Raw genomic sequence first — 16,684 nt, forward strand, 5'->3', positions numbered from 1 at the left:
CGTCTGGACAGAAAGGTTTGGACCATGCAGGGCATTCGTACATTCTTCATCGCAGCCTCCAGCATCGCAGTTCTGGCTCTCGCCGCGCTCTTCACCGCATCTCTGACGATCGCATTCGTCGGAACGCTTGCGGTTCTCAGCATCGCCAAGATGTTCTCCTCCCGCCTCAAGCCTGAGCCCATCCGCGTGAAGACGCAGGATCGCCGTCAGCAGAACATGCGCGTGTGGAATGATGGCCGCGGCACGATTATCGATCTCTGATCGGTTCAACTGACGCTTTGGCATTGTAATTCAATTATTGGCGGCGTACCGCAATGGCGTGCTTTGATCTTCAAAAGCGCGCCTTTTTGCTTTAATGGCCTTGGTTGAACGGCTGGGTGCCGGCCAGAATTTCGGAGTGAGAGATGGATAAGTTCACCAAGCTGACGGGTGTTGCCGCCCCCATGCCCGTCGTCAATGTCGACACGGACATGATCATTCCCAAGGACTACCTGAAGACCATCAAGCGCACCGGTCTTGGCAAGGGCCTGTTTGCCGAATCGCGCTACCTCGAAGACGGCTCGCCAAACCCGGATTTCGTGCTGAACAAGCCTGCCTATCAGAATGCGCAAATCCTGGTGGCTGGCGACAACTTCGGTTGCGGCTCGTCGCGCGAGCATGCACCCTGGGCGCTTCTCGATTTCGGCATTCGCTGCGTCATTTCCACCAGCTTCGCCGACATCTTCTACAGCAACTGTTTCAAGAACGGCATTCTGCCCATCGTCGTCAGCCCTGAAAACCTCGAAAAGCTCCTCGACGATGCTTCGCGCGGCTCCAACGCCGTGTTGACGATCGACCTGGAAAACCAGGAAATCAGCGGCCCTGATGGCGGGCGGATCACCTTCGAGATCGATGCCTTCAAGCGTCACTGCCTGCTGAACGGTCTGGATGATATCGGCCTGACGCTGGAACATGCCGGCGCGATCGATAGCTTCGAAAAGACCAACGCCTCCGTCCGGCCCTGGGCCTGACAGCGATCACATAATTGCAGCCGGCCAACGACAATTCTTGAACAGACTGTGAAACGAAACGACGACGTCTCGAAAGCCGGTTTGGTGCGTCACCCGTACCGAATCGGCTTTTGCTTTGCTTGAAATGCTTCAGGTCGAGCGTTAAGAAGCCCGCATATTGCAGCCTTTCGGCGTTGCAACCCATGTTTTGACGTGCGCTTCTTTCCAAGCGCCCAAGGAGGATTTCATGACTGTGCGCTCGCTCTTCCTGTTGCCTGGCGACGGTATCGGCCCGGAGGCGATGACCGAGGTCCGCAAGCTGATCGATTACATGAACAGCGATAAGGACGCCGGCTTCATGGTCGAGGAAGGCCTTGTTGGCGGTTGCGCTTACGATGCGCATGGCGTGGCGATTTCCGACGCCGATATGGAAAAGGCGCTGGCAGCTGACGCCATTCTGTTCGGCGCGGTCGGCGGACCGAAGTGGGATGGCGTGCCTTATGAAGTTCGTCCGGAAGCGGGCCTGCTGCGCCTGCGCAAGGATCTTGAGCTTTTCGCGAACCTCCGCCCAGCCATCTGCTACCCGGCGCTGGCCTCTGCCTCGTCGCTGAAGCCGGAGCTCGTCGAAGGTCTCGATATTCTCATCGTTCGCGAGTTGACGGGCGGCGTCTATTTCGGCGAGCCGAAGCAGATCATCGATCTCGGCAACGGCCAGAAGCGCGGTATCGACACGCAGATCTACGATACCTTCGAAATCGAGCGTATCGCGAGCGTCGCCTTTGAACTGGCGCGCACACGCGGCAACCACGTCTGCTCCATGGAAAAGCGCAACGTCATGAAGTCCGGCGTCCTGTGGAACCAGGTCGTTACCGAAACCCATGCGGCGAAGTACAAGGACGTGCAGCTGGAGCATATGCTGGCCGATGCCGGTGGCATGCAGCTGGTGCGCAAGCCCAAGCAGTTCGACGTCATTGTCACCGACAATCTCTTCGGCGACATGCTCTCCGACGTCGCCGCCATGTTGACGGGCTCGCTTGGCATGCTGCCATCCGCGTCTCTCGGTGCGCCGGATGCCAAGACCGGCAAGCGCAAGGCCATGTACGAGCCGGTTCACGGTTCCGCTCCCGATATCGCCGGCCAGGGCATTGCCAACCCGATCGCAATGATCGCCTCCTTCGCCATGTGCCTGCGCTACTCCTTCAACATGGTCGATGACGCCACCAAGCTGGAAACGGCAATCGCCAATGTGCTGGAAAAGGGCATCCGCACCGCCGACATCATGGCCGCCGGCGCACGCCAGGTCAGCACGTCGGAAATGGGCGATGCGGTTCTGGCGGAATTCAAGGCTCTGTAAGAGCGCCTTTTTGGCTCTGTCGCGCCCGAGCTTTGCTTGGGCGCCACTACAGCATCGGCCCGAAAATCGACATCGATTTTCGGGCCGATGCGTCTATTCAAAAAGGTGTTGCAAGCACGGGCGGACCTTGCGCTAACCGATCCGGTACGCGCATCGTCTCGCACCCTGCAGCAGGTGCTCGGTCCTCTCCACCGGTGCGCCCAGCACGGCTCTGAAAATATCGATCTCCGAACGGCAAAAGCCACGGCAAGCGGTTGCGGCGGCGCATATCGGACAGTGGTTTTCGACGAGGATGAAGTGTCCATCCTCTTCCTGCCACCAGCTTGCCATGTAGCCCTCGGCCACCCTTAAGGCTGAGAGCCGCGCGACACGCTCGTCCAAAGTACGGGCGCCGAGAAGTGCCGCGCTGTAAATCGCCGCTGTCTTGCGCTCCCGGGCTGTAATGATCGTTTCCAGTGCATCCGCGCCAAGCTCGCTGCCGATCGCTTCGATGAGGGACACTGCGACGTCAGCATGACCATCTGGAAATTCGCGATGGCCGGCGCTGGTCAGGCGCCAACTCTGACGCGGCCGCCCCCGCCCGATTGCGGGCTCCGCAATGCTTTCCACCAACCCTTCATCGGCGAGTTTGGCAAGCTGCTGGCGCGCCGCTTCGCCCGTCAGGCCAAGAACTTCGCTGAGCGTTGACGTGGCTTTCGGGCCTTCGGTCTTCAACAGATAGAGGAGCCGGTCACGGGGAGAAGGGCGCATTTTGTCTGTCCTGCCGCTTGCTTAATTTGTCTGCGGGTGTAAATTCCAAGTCATAACTTGGATAATTCCAAGCCGTTGACTTTGCAACGGCCTTTCATCGGAAATTCGATCATGTCTTCATCCGACGCCCCTGCGTCAACCAGCCTTTGGACCCTCTTTTCCGCCCGGCATCTGGGAGCAAGCCTGATGCTCTCAGGTGGCATCGCGCTCTATGCGATCGAGACCTATGTGACGGCCACGATCATGCCGTTTGTCGTCCGCGATATTGGTGGCCTGCCACTCTTTGCCTGGGTGACGACGCTCTACGTGACGGCCTCTGTGCTGGGCTCGGTATTTATCGCCATCCGTCCACGTGGCCTTAGCCTCAATCGAACCTATAGTGTCGGTGCAGTCTTCTTTCTCCTCGGTTCGGCGATCTGCGCTATGGCGCCAACCATGGAGATCGTCCTTGCCGGGCGAGCCGTGCAAGGCTTCGGGGCTGGGACCTTGGCAACGCTGGGCTATGCTTTCATCCGCTATGTCTATCCGGAGTCTCTGTGGAACAAGGCAACGACGCTTTATGCCGCGATCTGGGGTATCTCGACCTTCATCGGACCGACGCTCGGCGGCTTCTTCGCCGAGGGCAGCGCATGGCGACATGCTTTCGCGATTATCGTCCCTTTCGCACTCGTCATGGGACTTCTGGCGCCGTGGCTGCTGCCGGTGGGCGTGGATGACCGGACCGAGACCAAGGCGCCGCTAAAGCAGATGATCCTGCTGTCCGCTTCGCTTCTGCTGGTCAGCTTTGCGAGCACCGCCGAAGAGATTGGCGCCCGCAGCTGGCTTGTTGTTTGTGCTCTCACCGCCATTGCAGCACTTCTGCTTGTCGAACGGCGGGCGACGTTGCGCATTCTGCCGCGTGGCGGCACGCTTCTCTCGATGCCGATCGCGCGTGTTTATGCTGCTATGTTCATGCTCCTGGCGGCCCTGACCTGCGACATTTACATCCCGTATTTCCTCCAGAACCTGCACAACGTGCCGCCATTGATCTCGGGCTATATCGTCGCCCTTGTGGCACTCGGCTGGACGGCAGCCGCCTTCATATGCAGCGATTTCACCGGCAAGGCGATGCGCCGCTCCATCCTTGTCGGCGCCATTCTGGAAGCTGTCTGCATCGGCATGCTGGCTGTAACGCTGGCACGGCTCAATCCCGCTGGGGACGTGCTTCTGGTCAGCGCAGCCGCTTTTCTGATCTTCGGCATGGGCTTCGGCGTTGGGCTCGGTTGGGCGCATCTCGTGACCCATATTCTGCATCTCGCCGAGCCTGATGAGAAAGACAAGGCATCGGCTGGCATCACCACCGTACAGTCTCTTGGCAGCGCTTTTGGCGCGGCTCTTTCCGGTGTGATTGTCAACAGCACCGGGCTTGTGAGCCCCGGCGGCGTCGAGGGGGCAGCATCTGCTGCGACGTGGCTCTTCATGCTCTTTGCCCTGCCAGCGGTTCTGGCGGCGTTCGCGGCCTTCTCATTGCCAGAGCCACGTTACGGAGCGCAAGTGAGTGACAATGATTGATCGATGCCGGGCAGAAGTCCTCGAAGTGATTGAGGCGACTTAATTTTTTGCGGCGTCTCCGGGCTTCGCGGAGATCGCGTGGACGGTCGGATCTTCCGGGCGTCCGATATTCTCGCCCTTGGCAAGCAGCGGCTCGTAGCGCTTGTCGGTCAGCGTCTTGAGGAAAGCGACGATGGCATCGACGCGCTTGTCGTCAAGTGCCGGGGCGGACGTCAGTTCCTCCATGGCGATGTTGTCCGGAACCTCCGGCGCATCCCATTTCTCGCCGGTTTCCGGGTTGATCTGGCGGCTTGGCTTCTTGCTCTTGTACTTCACGTAGAACAGCACGACGGTGCGCAGGTCCTTGAACACGCCGTTGTGCATGTAAGGGCCGGTGACCGCGATATTGCGGAGCGACGGCACCTTGAACTTGCCGCGCTGTGCCGGATCGTCGCCGACCGCTGGATTTTGCGCCAGGCCGAGATCGACAGCGTCCGGCTTCGACCCATTGGCCGCGCGGGTTAGTCTGTTTGCCGGGACGCCGATGTTGAAATATTTGTGGTTGGTGAAGACGCCGTCCGAGAGGCCATGCTCACCCTTGATCGTGTGGCAGGTATTGCAGTTGGTGAACTGCGTGGACGACATCAACACGCGGCCAAGTTCTTCCTGATCCGTCAGCTTTTCCTCGCCGCGCAGGAAGCGGTCATATTTCGAATCGAAGGTGGAAAGCGCATCGGATCGCTCGTAAGCCGCCAGCGCTTTGCCCATGGCAGCGAAGGCTTCCTCGTCGTTCTCGAATACGTTCGGCCCGAAATGGCTCGCAAACGCGGTGACGTAGTCGGGATTTTCCCTCAGCCGCTTCACCACGCTCGACTTGTCGGCCATCCCCATTTCGATTGGGTTGAGCGGCGGGCCGCCGGCCTGATCTTCCAGCGTGGCGGCACGTCCATCCCAGAACTGGCCGCCAATATAGTTTCCTCCGGCGTCCTTGCCGAAGGGCGGGGAGAATTTGGCGTAAGTTGCCGTCGGCGCATTACGATCTCCCAGCGACTTGCCATCATCGCCAAGCGAAACCGCATGGCCTGCCTTTTCCGTATCGCGAATGTCGGTGAAGCCATTGGCGGAGGTATGGCAGGTCGAACAGGACATCGTCCGGTTCATCGACAGATTGGCGTCGTGAAACAGCGCTTCGCCTAGCTTTTCGACGGTTGGGTAGTCGGTGCCGCCATGAGCAGCTCCGCCAAGACCCATCGCAACGGGAAGGAGGACCAGTGCCGAAGCGGCAAGAAAATGAGAGAATTGCCTGACCATGTCAGAGCCGCCGAAAATGATGAAACCGGTGGCTCTATACCATCTTCTTGACGCCGCGCACAGAAACTTTCTTCAAGGTCTCCACTTTGTCGCAGGCGCCAATTTTGGCCTCAGACGTCGAAGTAATCCTCGAAGGATTCGGGGAAGCTCTGGCGCGCCACGCGCTCGTCGATCATGAGCATCGCCTCATAGGAGAGAGGATCGAAATTCTTCTCGGCGGGGAGAACTTCACGGCCGAAGAGCAGGCTGAGGCGGGCGGCATCGAGATTACCGCGCTCGAAGGGATCAGCGCCGAAATGGTGCCAAAGCGCATGCAGGAAGGCCGCATCGATACGATGTTCCGGCGTGCCGGGGCGCGCCTTGCGTGGCAGTTGCTTGATGGGGGTAACGCCGCGCGGATTGGCGCGGCGTATGGTAAACTGGACGCCTGTGCCCGGCATGCCGGATGGAAAACCACGGTGTTTGGTCATGTCGGGCAGGTTCGCCATTTCGTCTATCCTTCAGTTCTTGCCGATCTTGTCCTGCGTCTTGGTGTCGAAATCGGACGCGTCGTGACGCTCATGTAGCTGTTCTGAGGGATCACCGGAAGCCTTGTTGACCATGCGACCGCGTTTGACGGCAGGACGCTCGGCAATTTCATCGGCCCAGCGCTTCACATTCTTGTAGCTTGCTGCTTCCAGGAACACTTCCGCCTTCGGATAGGATTGTCCGCGCGCCAGGTTGCCATACCAGGGCCAGATGGCGATATCGGCAATCGAATATTCATCGCCCGCCATATAGCGGTTTTCGGCCAGATGACGATCGAGCACGTCCATCTGGCGCTTTGCTTCCATGGCGAAACGGTCGATGGCATATTTGATGTGGATTGGCGCATAGGCGTAGAAGTGGCCGAAGCCGCCGCCGAGGAAGGGGGCAGAACCCATCTGCCAGAACAGCCAATTCAACGCTTCGGTGCGGGCCTTGTGCTCCTTCGGCAGGAAGGCGCCGAATTTTTCCGCGAGATAGAGAAGGATCGAGCCGCTTTCGAAAACGCGCGTCGGTTCCGGTGTGGAATGATCGACCATGACCGGAATTTTCGAATTCGGATTGGCGGCAACGAAGCCGGAACCGAACTGGTCGCCATCGCCGATCTTGATCAGCCAGGCATCATATTCCGCGCCGGAATGGCCGGCGGCCAGGAGCTCTTCCAGCAGGATGCCGACCTTCTGACCATTCGGTGTCGCCAATGAATAGAGCTGTAGCGGATGCTTTCCGACCGGCAGTTCCTTGTCATGGGTCGGGCCGGCAATCGGCCGGTTGATATTGGCAAACGCGCCGCCATTGCCCTTTTCCCACTGCCAGACCTCTGGCGGCTGATAGCCTGCGGGAAAGTTGTTTTCGGGAGACTTTTCGGTCATGAAGATCCGTCCTTATTCCAGATGTGGTTCCAGGTGGGGGATGCTGTGTTTCAGCAATATAGGAAATGCAAAGCCGTTCCTCCACTCCCGCAGCAGACGGAACACCAGCCTCAGGAAAAAGAACCTGCTAAGCCTTTGCGATCGCGTGGAAAAATGTTCCGCTGACAAGGCCGCGCCTGCCGCCGGATGGCCCAAGCGGCTTGCCGAGACCATCGGCAATTTCGGCGAAGGGCTGATCGGTGCCGGCGTCGATGACGCTGGCATAATGGAACTCGTGTCCGCGCAGAACATCGCCGGCCTGGCCAAGCGGGCCGGTCTCGGCGATCTTGGCCTGACGGTAACCGAGGTTCATCTTCCGCTTGGCAAAGCTGGTGGCGTGCGAGAGTAGCCCGGTCATGGCGTGCGTCACGCCGTTCGCGTCCTCCAGCGCTTCTCCCAGCACCATGTAGCCTCCGCATTCCCCGTGCACTGGCTTCGTCTGCGAAAATTGGGCAAGCGACGCCCTGAAGCGCGATGCGGCTGCAAGTTGTCCAGCGAAAAGCTCCGGATAACCACCGGGCAGCCAGCAGATATCGCAGGAGGCGTCCGGGGCTTCATCGGCAAGCGGCGAGAAGGGCAGGATTTCGGCGCCGGCCTCCCGCCATTGGCGCTTCAGATGCGGATAGAGGAAGGTGAAGGCGGCGTCTTCCGCCAGTGCGATGCGCTGGCCAGGAGGGGCAATTCCCGCTTCGACCGACCCTTCGGCCAAATCGATGGGCGTTGCCAGAGCCAGCAGCGCATCGAGATTGATAGCGCGCTCCATAGTATCGGCCAGTCTTTCGATATGGGCGTCGATTTCCGGGTGTTCGCTCGCCTGCACCAGACCGAGATGCCGTTCGGGCAGCGTCAGCGACGGGTCGCGCATGACGCAGCCGGCCACAGGAAGGCCGATCTTTTCGATCGCGTCGGTGCAAAGCGTGCGATGGCGTTCGCTCCCCGCGCGGTTCAGAACCACGGCGGCCATCTTCACCGCCGGATCGTAATGGGCAAAACCATGCGCCATGGCTGCCGCCGTTTGCGACTGGCCCGAGACATCGAGGACCAGGAGGACGGGGATGTGAAAGAGCCGCGCCAGATCGGCGGCCGAGCCGGTGCGGTTATTGGAGACGGCAATGCCATCGAAGAGACCCATGGCGCTTTCGATCAGCAGAAGATCCGCACCATCTGCCTGCTGGGTCAGAAGGTGGCGCAGCAGATCCGGCTGCATCGCCCAGCTGTCCAGGTTGAGACCGGGCGTACCGGTCGCCACCGCATGAAAGCCGGGATCGATGTAATCCGGTCCGGTCTTGATGCCGCGCACCTTGATGCCGCGGCGGGCAAAGGCGCGCAGCAGCCCGATGGTGACGCTGGTCTTGCCGGAGCCGGAGCGGGGCGCGCCGATAATGATGGCTTTTGCGGTCATGGCAGAATTCTAAACTCCGGGCGCGCTTTTGATCATGCAGTTGGTCTGTTGTTTACCGATGACGGCTCACGCTGCAAGGTCTATAGGACATTCATGGAAACGGATGGCAAAAACCTTCGGCGTGGCTGGACCACCGGCACCTGCGCTGCCGCAGCGACGAAGGCCGCCTGTCAGGCGCTTTTGACCGGGTCCTTCCCTGATCTTGTCGATGTCGAACTTCCAAACGGGTCTCGACCGGCCTTTGTTCTCGCAACGGAGGAAAAGGGCGACGGGTTCGTCCGCGCGGGCATCGTCAAAGATGCCGGCGACGATCCGGATGTGACCCATGGCGCGCTGATCGAAAGCACGCTGCGCAGAACGGAAAAGGGAAGCGGCATCAGCTTCAAGGCGGGCAAGGGCGTGGGGATTGTCACCCGGCCTGGTCTGCCGCTTTCGGTGGGAGAGCCCGCGATCAATCCCGTCCCGCGCCAGATGATCAAGGCAGCGATCCATGAGGTGGCCGGTGCCGAGGCCGACTTCGAGGTGGAAATCTCCGTGCGCGACGGGGAGACGCTGGCGGAAAAGACTTTGAATGGCCGTCTCGGCATTGTTGGCGGCCTCTCCATTCTCGGAACGACCGGTATCGTTATCCCCTTTTCCTGTTCGGCCTGGATCCACTCGATCTGGCGCGGAATCGATGTGGCGCGGGCAGAGGGCCTTTCCCATCTCTTGGGCGCGACGGGCAATGCGTCGGAAAAGGCGGGGCAGGCGTTTTACGGTCTGCCAGAAACCGCTCTGATCGACATGGGCGACTTCATTGGCGGTATGCTCAAATATCTGAAGACCCATCCGGTCCCGCGAGTGACGGTCGCGGGCGGGGTCGCCAAGATGACCAAGCTGGCGCAGGGCATGCTCGACGTCCATTCCAAGCGCGGGCTGGCGGATCTGGAAGCCTTGGCAAAGCTTGCCGAAGAAGCGGGTGCGACGAGCGAACTTCTGACCACCATCCGCAACACCAATATGGTGGCGCATGCCTTTCAGCTGGCTGAGGCCGCCGGGATCGATCTTGGACATATTGTGGCACAGAAAGCCTGGGTTACGGCTGCAGCCGCACTTGGCCGGGACGATATCGCGCTTGATATCCTGGTCTTCGACCGCGACGGCAATCTTAAAGGGCGCACCGCGCCGACGCCATCAAATCGAGCGGCCCCCAATTCCGAGGCGCCGATCGGCTAAAGTCTCGTTAAGGCACCAGACCGAAGATCACCGCTGCGACGAATGCAAAGCAGATGCCGACGAGCGCTGTATGGATCGATGCCTGCCAGCCGCGATGCGGCGCGGTTGACGGCGTGAAATCTCTTGCTTTTCCTGCTTTGGAATAAGACATCGCACCCTCCTGTTCGTCCAAAAATCGGTACCGCCGATCTGCGGGATAGTGACGCTGAGAATATCGCTATTCTCTAGTGTTCCAGTAGAGATAAATTTCCATAAGATTGGGCTTGCGGGGAAAATACTGGTCGTGACTTGCCTCCCAACAAGGTCCGATCTACCGCATTCACGATTCCTTAACGTCCGAGCGGTGTTTCGGTTCAATGGGTAAAAGGTGGGAAAGACGCGTGGCGGATATCGATGCGATCATCATAGGGGCGGGTGTCATCGGCCTTGCGGTCGGGAGGGCGCTCGCGCTTCAAGGCCAGTCCGTCATCGTATTGGAAAAGGAAGCCGAATTCGGCAGCGCGACCTCCTCTCGCAACAGCGAGGTCATTCATGCCGGGCTCTATTATCCGCAAGACAGCCTGAAGGCGCGGCTTTGCGTGGAGGGGCGACAGCGGCTCTATGACTATTGCGAAAGTCATGGCGTTGCGCATCGCCGGTGCGGCAAGTTGATCGTGGCGACCGCCGAGAGCGAAATTTCTCTGATCGAAGACCTGCAGCGGCGAGGCCTCGCCAATGGTTGCGAGGCGCTGGATCTGATCAGCGCGTCCGAGGCCCAGCGTCTGGAACCGGCACTCTCCTGCAAGGCGGCATTGTCGTCACCGATGACCGGCATTATCGATAGCCATGGCTACATGCTGGCGCTGCTCGGCGACATGGAAGATGCGGGTGGCAGCATGGCTTACAGAGCGCCGTTCCTGCGCGCGGTAGTGGAAGCCGAAGGCTTCCGGGTCTTTGTCGGCGGGAGCGAGCCGGTGGAATTGACCTGCCGAACGCTCATCAATGCGGGAGGGCTGGTTGCGCCGCAAATTGCCGGCGCCATCGATGGACTGCCGGCCGCACATATTCCTGAAGCCTATTATGCCAAGGGCTCCTATTTCTCGCTGAAAGGCAGAGCGCCATTTTCGCGACTCATCTATCCGGCACCCCATGCCCATGGCCTCGGCGTCCACCTGACGCTCGACATTGCCGGACAGGCGCGCTTCGGTCCGGATATTGAGTGGATCGACCGCATCGATTACGCCGTCGATCCGAAACGGTCGGCGGGCTTTGACGAGGCGATCCGTCGCTACTGGCCGGGCTTGCCGGATGACGCACTCCAGCCAGCCTATTCCGGCATCAGGCCCAAGATTTCCGGACCTTCAGAGCCCGCGATGGATTTCCGCATCGACGGACCGGAGCGGCATGGCGTTTCCGGCCTCGTCAATCTTTTCGGTATCGAGAGCCCCGGTTTGACGGCATCGCTGGCAATTGCGGGTGAGGTTGTTTCGAGACTGGCCGAATAGCGCGTCTCAAACCGCCACGTTAGATTGCCGTGGGTCCTTTCGGCCGATGCTTTAGTCGCCCGTGTACTGAGCGTCGGTCACTTGCTCCATCCAGTCCACGACCTTGCCGTCCTTCACTTCCTGGATGGCGATATGGGTCATGGCGGTTTGTGGCGATGCGCCGTGCCAGTGCTTCTCACCGGGTGAGAACCAGACGACATCGCCCGGTGCGATCTTTTCGACCGGGCCACCTTCGCGCTGCACCAGGCCCGATCCGGATGTGACGATCAGTGTCTGACCAAGCGGATGGGTATGCCAGGCTGTGCGGGCACCGGGCTCAAAAGTTACCTGCGCGCCCTGCACCCGCTCTGCATCATGCGGATTGAACAGTGGATCGATGCGGACCGTTCCGGTGAAATAGTCGGCAGGGCCTTTGCCCGATGGTTTCGTGCCAGCGCGGGTGATTTCCATGATCATGTTCCTCGTCTCGTTGAACGCTTGAAGATCAGGCGTATTTCGACAGCGCGTCCGCCATGATGGCACTATCGACATTGCCGCCGGATGCCACGGCGATCACGGTATCGGTTTCAAGCTCATCACCATGGAAAAGGGCGGCTGCCAGTGCCACGGCACCGCCCGGTTCCACCACGATCTTCAGGCGTTGGAAGGCGAGCACCATGGCCCGCAGCGCTTCTTCTTCGGTGACGGCAATGCCAGCACCACACAGGCGCTTGAGGATCGGAAAGGTGATGTTGCCGGGCTGCGGCGTGATGATCGCGTCGCAGATGGAGCCACTGAGGGCCGCGTTTCTCTCGATCTTCCCTGAGGCGAGCGAGCGCGCCACGTCGTCGAAATGCTCCGGTTCTGCGGTACGAACCTTCAGGCCCGGGGCCCTGGCTTCCAAGGCAAGCGCGACACCCGATGTCAGCCCGCCGCCACCACAGCAAACCAGCACCTCTGCTTTCTCGATGCCAGCCTCCTGCGCCTGTTCGGCAATCTCCAGGCCCACCGTTCCCTGGCCGGCAATCACCAGCGGTTCGTCATAGGGGCGAATCAAGGTCAGGCCGCGTTCTTCGGACAGCGTCGCGCCGATCGCGTCACGGTCTTCATTGGCGCGATCGTAGAGCACGACCTCGGCGCCGTAGGCTTTGGTGTTTTCGATTTTGATCTTCGGTGCATCGCGCGGCATGATGATGACGGCGGGCACGCCGTGCAGGCTTGCCGCCAGTGCGACGCCCTGGGCGTGATTGCCGGAGGAAAAGGCGATGACGCCGCGCTTTCGCACCTCTGGTTCCAGTGCCGAGACCGCCGACCAGCCGCCACGAAACTTGAAGGAGCCGGTGCGCTGCAGGCATTCCGGCTTGATCAGGACCTTGCGGCCGGCAATCTCGTCAAGAAAGGGAGACGACATCAAGGGGGTGCGGATTGCCTCGCCGTTCATACGCTGGCGGGCGGCTTCGATCATCGCAATATCGGTCATCATCGTCTCACGTCATTCCAGATGGTGCCTACCATAGGGCCAAATGCAGCGACGTGAAGCCAAAAAAATCCCCGGTCGAAGCCGGGGATTTTCGTCTCTGCCTGGTGATTTAGGCCAGCGTGTAGGCCGTCTTCACGGTGGTGAAGAATTCGTTGGCATACTTGCCCTGCTCACGTGGGCCGAAGGAGGATGCCTTGCGACCACCAAAGGGCACGTGGAAGTCGACGCCAGCGGTCGGCAGGTTGACCATGACCATGCCGGCTTCGGCGTTGCGCTTGAAGTGCGTTGCGTGCTTCAGGCTGGTGGTGGCGATGCCCGAAGACAGGCCGAAGGGCGTGTCATTGGCAACGGCCAGAGCCTCGTCGTAATCCTTGACGCGGATGACGGAGGCGACCGGTCCAAAGATTTCCTCACGCGAGATGCGCATGTCATTGGTGGCTTCGGTGAACAGCGTCGGCTGCAGGAAGAAGCCGGGGGTTTCGCGCTTCAGCACTTCGCCGCCGAAGGCGAGCTTGGCGCCTTCCTTCTTTCCGATTTCGATATAGTCGCAATCCTGCTTCAACTGCTTTTCATCGACGACCGGTCCGACATGGGTGTCTTTCGACATCGCATTGCCGACATTGATCTTGGCCAGACGCTCGGAAAGCGCTGCCACGAACTTGTCGTGGATGCCTTCGGTGACGATGATGCGCGAAGAGGCGGTGCAACGCTGCCCGGTGGAGTAGAAGCCGGAGTTCGCAGCCGCTTCGACGGCAACGCCAAGGTCTGCATCATCAAGAACGACGAAGGGGTTCTTGCCGCCCATTTCCAGCTGGAACTTGCGGTTGAATGGCAGCGACGAAGCGGCAACGCGCTGGCCGGTGCCGGTGGAGCCGGTGAAGGTGATGCCAGCGAGATCCGGGCTGTCGAGCATTGCCTGACCGACGACGGAACCGCGACCCATGACGAGGTTCAGAACGCCCTTCGGCAGGCCCGCGCGGTGCAGGATATCGACGATCGCCCAGGCGCAACCGGGAACGAGGTCTGCCGGCTTGAAGACGATGGTGTTGCCGTAGCAGAGCGCCGGTGCAATCTTCCAGGCCGGAATGGCAATCGGGAAGTTCCAGGGCGTGATGATGCCGATGACGCCGAGCGGTTCGCGGGTGACTTCAACGCCGATGTTCGGGCGAGCCGACGGAATGACTTCGCCTGCCAGGCGCAGTGCTTCGCCGGCAAAGAAATCAAAAATCTGGGCGGCGCGGATGGTCTCGCCAATGCCTTCGGCCAGAACCTTGCCCTCTTCACGGGCGAGAAGCGCGCCGAGCTCTTCCTTGCGGGCGAGGATTTCATCGGCGGTCTTCTTCAGGATGGCGTGACGCTCGAGAATGCCGGAGCGCGACCATGCCGGAAAAGCAGCCTTGGCAGCGGCAATCGCCTGCTTGGCGTCTTCGGCGGAAGCCTGTGCGTAAAGGCCGACGACTTCGTTGGTGTCAGAAGGATTGATGTTCTTCGACGTTTCGGATCCGATCCATTCGCCGCCGATAAGGTTTTGGTGAATTGTCATTGGTGCACTCCCTGTAATGGCTTTAATTTTCAGTGCTCGGGCAGCGTGGGGGCGAAGCCCTGCTCCTTCGCGTTGTCCGCCGCGGCAGAGCGCGCGACGAGGTCGGCGGTGACCCTATGTCATGTCATGCCATCGCGAAAGACATTCGGGCGTCTAATTGTATGATTTTTTAAGTCAGTCTTCGTGCTCGCGTTTGTTCAGTCTTTCCAGATGCAGCAACAGGCCGCTATGGTCGATATCGGCGCCGCCATTGCCGACGAAGGCATCGAAAGCGCGGGTCACTTCTTCCGTCAGCGGCAGCGTCAGATCAAGATCCTTGGCGGTGGCAAGAACGCCGTTCAGATCCTTCAACTGGAATTTGGAGGGACCGCCGGGCACGAAGTTGCGGTTCACCATGCGCTCGCCATGCAACTCGAGAATACGGCTTTCGGCAAAGCCGCCACGGATGGCTTTGCGGAACCCTTCGCGCGACGCGCCACCGGCTTCGACCAGCATCATGGCTTCCGCCACTGCGCCGATGGTGATGGCGACGATCTGCTGGTTGGCGAGCTTGCACAGCTGGCCTGCACCGGATGGTCCCACATAGGTCAGGCGACCCATGGCGGAAAAGACATCGCCGAGACTGCTCACCGTTGCCTCATCGCCACCGGCCATGATCGCTAGCGTCCCGGCAGTTGCGCCCGGCACGCCGCCGGAAACCGGTGCGTCCACATGGGCAATACCAAGCGCTTTCAGCTTTTGCGAATGGTCGCGAGCGATCGGCGGGGCAATGGAGCTGCTATCGATGACGATGGCGCCTTTTTCCAGTGCCTCGGCAACACCCATGTCGAACAGCACATTGCCGACGGCATTGCCATCGCTCAGCATGGTGATGACGATGTCGGCACCTTTCGCCGCGTCAGCAGGGGAGGCGGCGAGGACCGCCCCATGCTCCAACAACGCCTGCGCTTTCTCCACACTGCGGTTCCAGACGCGCACCGTGAAGCCGGCTTTCAACAGGTTGCGGGCCATGGGCCCACCCATCAGGCCGGTGCCGATAAAGGCGATGGTGCGCGCTTGTTTGCCCGACTCCGTCATTTCAGCGAACCTCCCAGCTCGTCTTCGATATGGACCTTGATGATCTCTTCAAAATTCGTCTCGGCTGTAAAGCCCAATTCGCGCGCGCGGGTGGCCTCGAAGCCGGGCGCCCAGCCTTCGCACATGCGCATGATCATCTCATTGGGTTCGCGGCGGATGAGGCTGACGGCCTTTTCGCCTGCGATCTTGCGCAGCGCCTCGATCTGCTCGCCGACCGTGGCGCTGAGGCCTGGCATGGAGAGATTGCGGCGTGGACCGACCTTGTTCGTATCGATCGTTGCGCCATGCAGCAGGAAGCCGACAGCCGAACGGGGCGAAGCATGCCAGTGGCGGATGGTCTCCGGCACCGGCAACACTGCTTCCTGGCCGACCAGAGGTTCACGCAAAATGTTGGAGAAGAAGCCGGAGGCGGCGGCATTCGGCTTTCCGGGGCGGATGCAGATCGTCGGCAGGCGAATGCCGATCCCTTCAAAGAAACCGCGTCTCGTGTAATCGGATAGCAGCAGCTCCGAGATTGCCTTCTGCGTGCCGTAGCTGGTCAGCGGTGTGGTGTGGAAATCATCGGGGATCGGGTAAGGCAGCGGTGCGCCGAAGACGGCGATGGACGAGGTGAAGACCACCCGCGGCTTGTAGCCATCCTGGCCATTGGCAAGGCGGATCACATCGAAGAGATAACGCGTGCCATCCAGATTGATGCGGTAGCCCTTGTCGAAATCGAGCTCTGCTTCGCCGGAAACGATGGCCGCGAGATGGAAGATCACGTCCGGTCTTGTGGAGACCAGCTTTTCGGCCTCGCCGGGGGCGGAAAGATCGGCGGCGCGTGCATCGACCTTACCTTTGAAGCCGGCTGGCGATTCGGGCTGAAACACATCGATCAGGGTGAATGCCTCGATGTCCTTGCCGTTCAGCCTTCCTTCGCGAACGAGCCTTTCGGTCAGCTTGCGCCCTACCATTCCGGCTGCGCCGATAATCGCTACATGCATCTGGTTTCTCCTCCACCGCATCACAAAATTTGACTTGTAAGGTTGTCTGATAACCTTATATGACTGGCTTGAAAACAGTATTTTGAAAAACCGAAAAATTTAAGAGCGGAGACGCCAAAGAAGCGTCACCGCCTGGGTGGAGGCGAGGGGG

General features: G+C 60.2%; 17 protein-coding genes. 6 read left to right on the forward strand and 11 right to left on the reverse strand.

What is annotated here, in order from left to right:
- Positions 1–24 precede the first annotated feature (24 nt).
- The 3 genes from AC07U5_RS01620 to leuB all read left to right on the forward strand — a co-directional run bounded on the left by AC07U5_RS01620 (position 25) and on the right by leuB (position 2,343).
- A complete protein-coding gene (locus AC07U5_RS01620; RefSeq protein ID WP_062424811.1) occupies positions 25–261 on the forward strand; it encodes a hypothetical protein in 237 nt (78 codons plus the stop codon).
- A 143-nt stretch (positions 262–404) separates the two neighbouring features.
- Positions 405–1,010: a 3-isopropylmalate dehydratase small subunit gene (gene leuD, locus AC07U5_RS01625; protein WP_062597426.1), complete on the forward strand. Its 606-nt coding sequence runs from the start codon at positions 405–407 to the stop codon at positions 1,008–1,010.
- A gap of 226 nt (positions 1,011–1,236) precedes the next feature.
- Entirely contained in the window at positions 1,237–2,343 is a 1,107-nt protein-coding gene (leuB, locus tag AC07U5_RS01630) for a 3-isopropylmalate dehydrogenase (protein ID WP_494722115.1), read from the forward strand.
- Between the two features lie 132 nt (positions 2,344–2,475).
- Here leuB and AC07U5_RS01635 read toward each other — a convergent pair whose 3' ends face one another.
- Positions 2,476–3,093: a helix-turn-helix transcriptional regulator gene (locus AC07U5_RS01635; RefSeq protein WP_494722116.1), complete on the reverse strand. Its 618-nt coding sequence runs from the start codon at positions 3,091–3,093 to the stop codon at positions 2,476–2,478.
- A gap of 111 nt (positions 3,094–3,204) precedes the next feature.
- Here AC07U5_RS01635 and AC07U5_RS01640 point away from each other — a divergent pair, with 111 nt between their 5' ends.
- Positions 3,205–4,644 (forward strand): MFS transporter, encoded by a 1,440-nt coding sequence (locus AC07U5_RS01640; RefSeq protein ID WP_494722117.1) that lies wholly within the window; start codon positions 3,205–3,207, stop codon positions 4,642–4,644.
- Between the two features lie 39 nt (positions 4,645–4,683).
- Here AC07U5_RS01640 and AC07U5_RS01645 read toward each other — a convergent pair whose 3' ends face one another.
- The 4 genes from AC07U5_RS01645 to AC07U5_RS01660 all read right to left on the reverse strand — a co-directional run bounded on the left by AC07U5_RS01645 (position 4,684) and on the right by AC07U5_RS01660 (position 8,772).
- The gene (locus tag AC07U5_RS01645) at positions 4,684–5,934 is read right to left on the reverse strand and encodes a cytochrome-c peroxidase (RefSeq protein ID WP_153312578.1); all 1,251 of its coding nucleotides are present in this window, start codon (positions 5,932–5,934) and stop codon (positions 4,684–4,686) included.
- A gap of 110 nt (positions 5,935–6,044) precedes the next feature.
- On the reverse strand, positions 6,045–6,422 hold the full coding sequence (locus tag AC07U5_RS01650; protein WP_153312577.1) for a hypothetical protein: 378 nt from the start codon (positions 6,420–6,422) through the stop codon (positions 6,045–6,047).
- 12 nt (positions 6,423–6,434) lie between these two features.
- Positions 6,435–7,331, reverse strand: coding sequence for a glutathione-dependent disulfide-bond oxidoreductase (yghU, locus tag AC07U5_RS01655; RefSeq protein WP_153312576.1), 897 nt, complete (start codon positions 7,329–7,331; stop codon positions 6,435–6,437).
- Positions 7,332–7,458: 127 nt separating this feature from the next.
- A complete protein-coding gene (locus AC07U5_RS01660) occupies positions 7,459–8,772 on the reverse strand; it encodes a cobyrinic acid a,c-diamide synthase CobB (RefSeq protein ID WP_494722118.1) in 1,314 nt (437 codons plus the stop codon).
- Positions 8,773–8,865: 93 nt separating this feature from the next.
- Here AC07U5_RS01660 and AC07U5_RS01665 point away from each other — a divergent pair, with 93 nt between their 5' ends.
- On the forward strand, positions 8,866–9,987 hold the full coding sequence (locus tag AC07U5_RS01665) for a cobalt-precorrin-5B (C(1))-methyltransferase (protein WP_494722119.1): 1,122 nt from the start codon (positions 8,866–8,868) through the stop codon (positions 9,985–9,987).
- 7 nt (positions 9,988–9,994) lie between these two features.
- Here the strand turns inward: AC07U5_RS01665 and AC07U5_RS01670 are convergent, their stop codons facing one another.
- On the reverse strand, positions 9,995–10,138 hold the full coding sequence (locus tag AC07U5_RS01670; RefSeq protein ID WP_165457044.1) for a hypothetical protein: 144 nt from the start codon (positions 10,136–10,138) through the stop codon (positions 9,995–9,997).
- A 229-nt stretch (positions 10,139–10,367) separates the two neighbouring features.
- On the opposite strand from AC07U5_RS01670, the gene AC07U5_RS01675 reads away from it, so the two are divergent.
- A complete protein-coding gene (locus AC07U5_RS01675) occupies positions 10,368–11,471 on the forward strand; it encodes an NAD(P)/FAD-dependent oxidoreductase (protein WP_494722120.1) in 1,104 nt (367 codons plus the stop codon).
- Positions 11,472–11,522: 51 nt separating this feature from the next.
- Here the strand turns inward: AC07U5_RS01675 and AC07U5_RS01680 are convergent, their stop codons facing one another.
- The 5 genes from AC07U5_RS01680 to denD all read right to left on the reverse strand — a co-directional run bounded on the left by AC07U5_RS01680 (position 11,523) and on the right by denD (position 16,533).
- The gene (locus tag AC07U5_RS01680; RefSeq protein ID WP_494722121.1) at positions 11,523–11,921 is read right to left on the reverse strand and encodes a (R)-mandelonitrile lyase; all 399 of its coding nucleotides are present in this window, start codon (positions 11,919–11,921) and stop codon (positions 11,523–11,525) included.
- Between the two features lie 34 nt (positions 11,922–11,955).
- Positions 11,956–12,930, reverse strand: a complete 975-nt coding sequence (locus AC07U5_RS01685) for a threonine ammonia-lyase (protein WP_113259550.1) — start codon at positions 12,928–12,930, stop codon at positions 11,956–11,958.
- A 109-nt stretch (positions 12,931–13,039) separates the two neighbouring features.
- Positions 13,040–14,473, reverse strand: coding sequence for an aldehyde dehydrogenase family protein (locus AC07U5_RS01690; protein WP_062424776.1), 1,434 nt, complete (start codon positions 14,471–14,473; stop codon positions 13,040–13,042).
- A gap of 174 nt (positions 14,474–14,647) precedes the next feature.
- Positions 14,648–15,550, reverse strand: a complete 903-nt coding sequence (locus tag AC07U5_RS01695) for an NAD(P)-dependent oxidoreductase (RefSeq protein WP_494722122.1) — start codon at positions 15,548–15,550, stop codon at positions 14,648–14,650.
- Positions 15,547–16,533 carry a D-erythronate dehydrogenase gene (denD, locus tag AC07U5_RS01700; protein WP_494722123.1) on the reverse strand — a complete coding sequence of 329 codons (987 nt, stop codon included), beginning with the start codon at positions 16,531–16,533 and terminating at the stop codon, positions 15,547–15,549. Before denD ends, AC07U5_RS01695 begins: the two co-directional genes overlap by 4 nt.
- Positions 16,534–16,684: the final 151 nt, after the last annotated feature.

The organism is Agrobacterium sp. GW821-FHT02D03 (assembly GCF_059421725.1).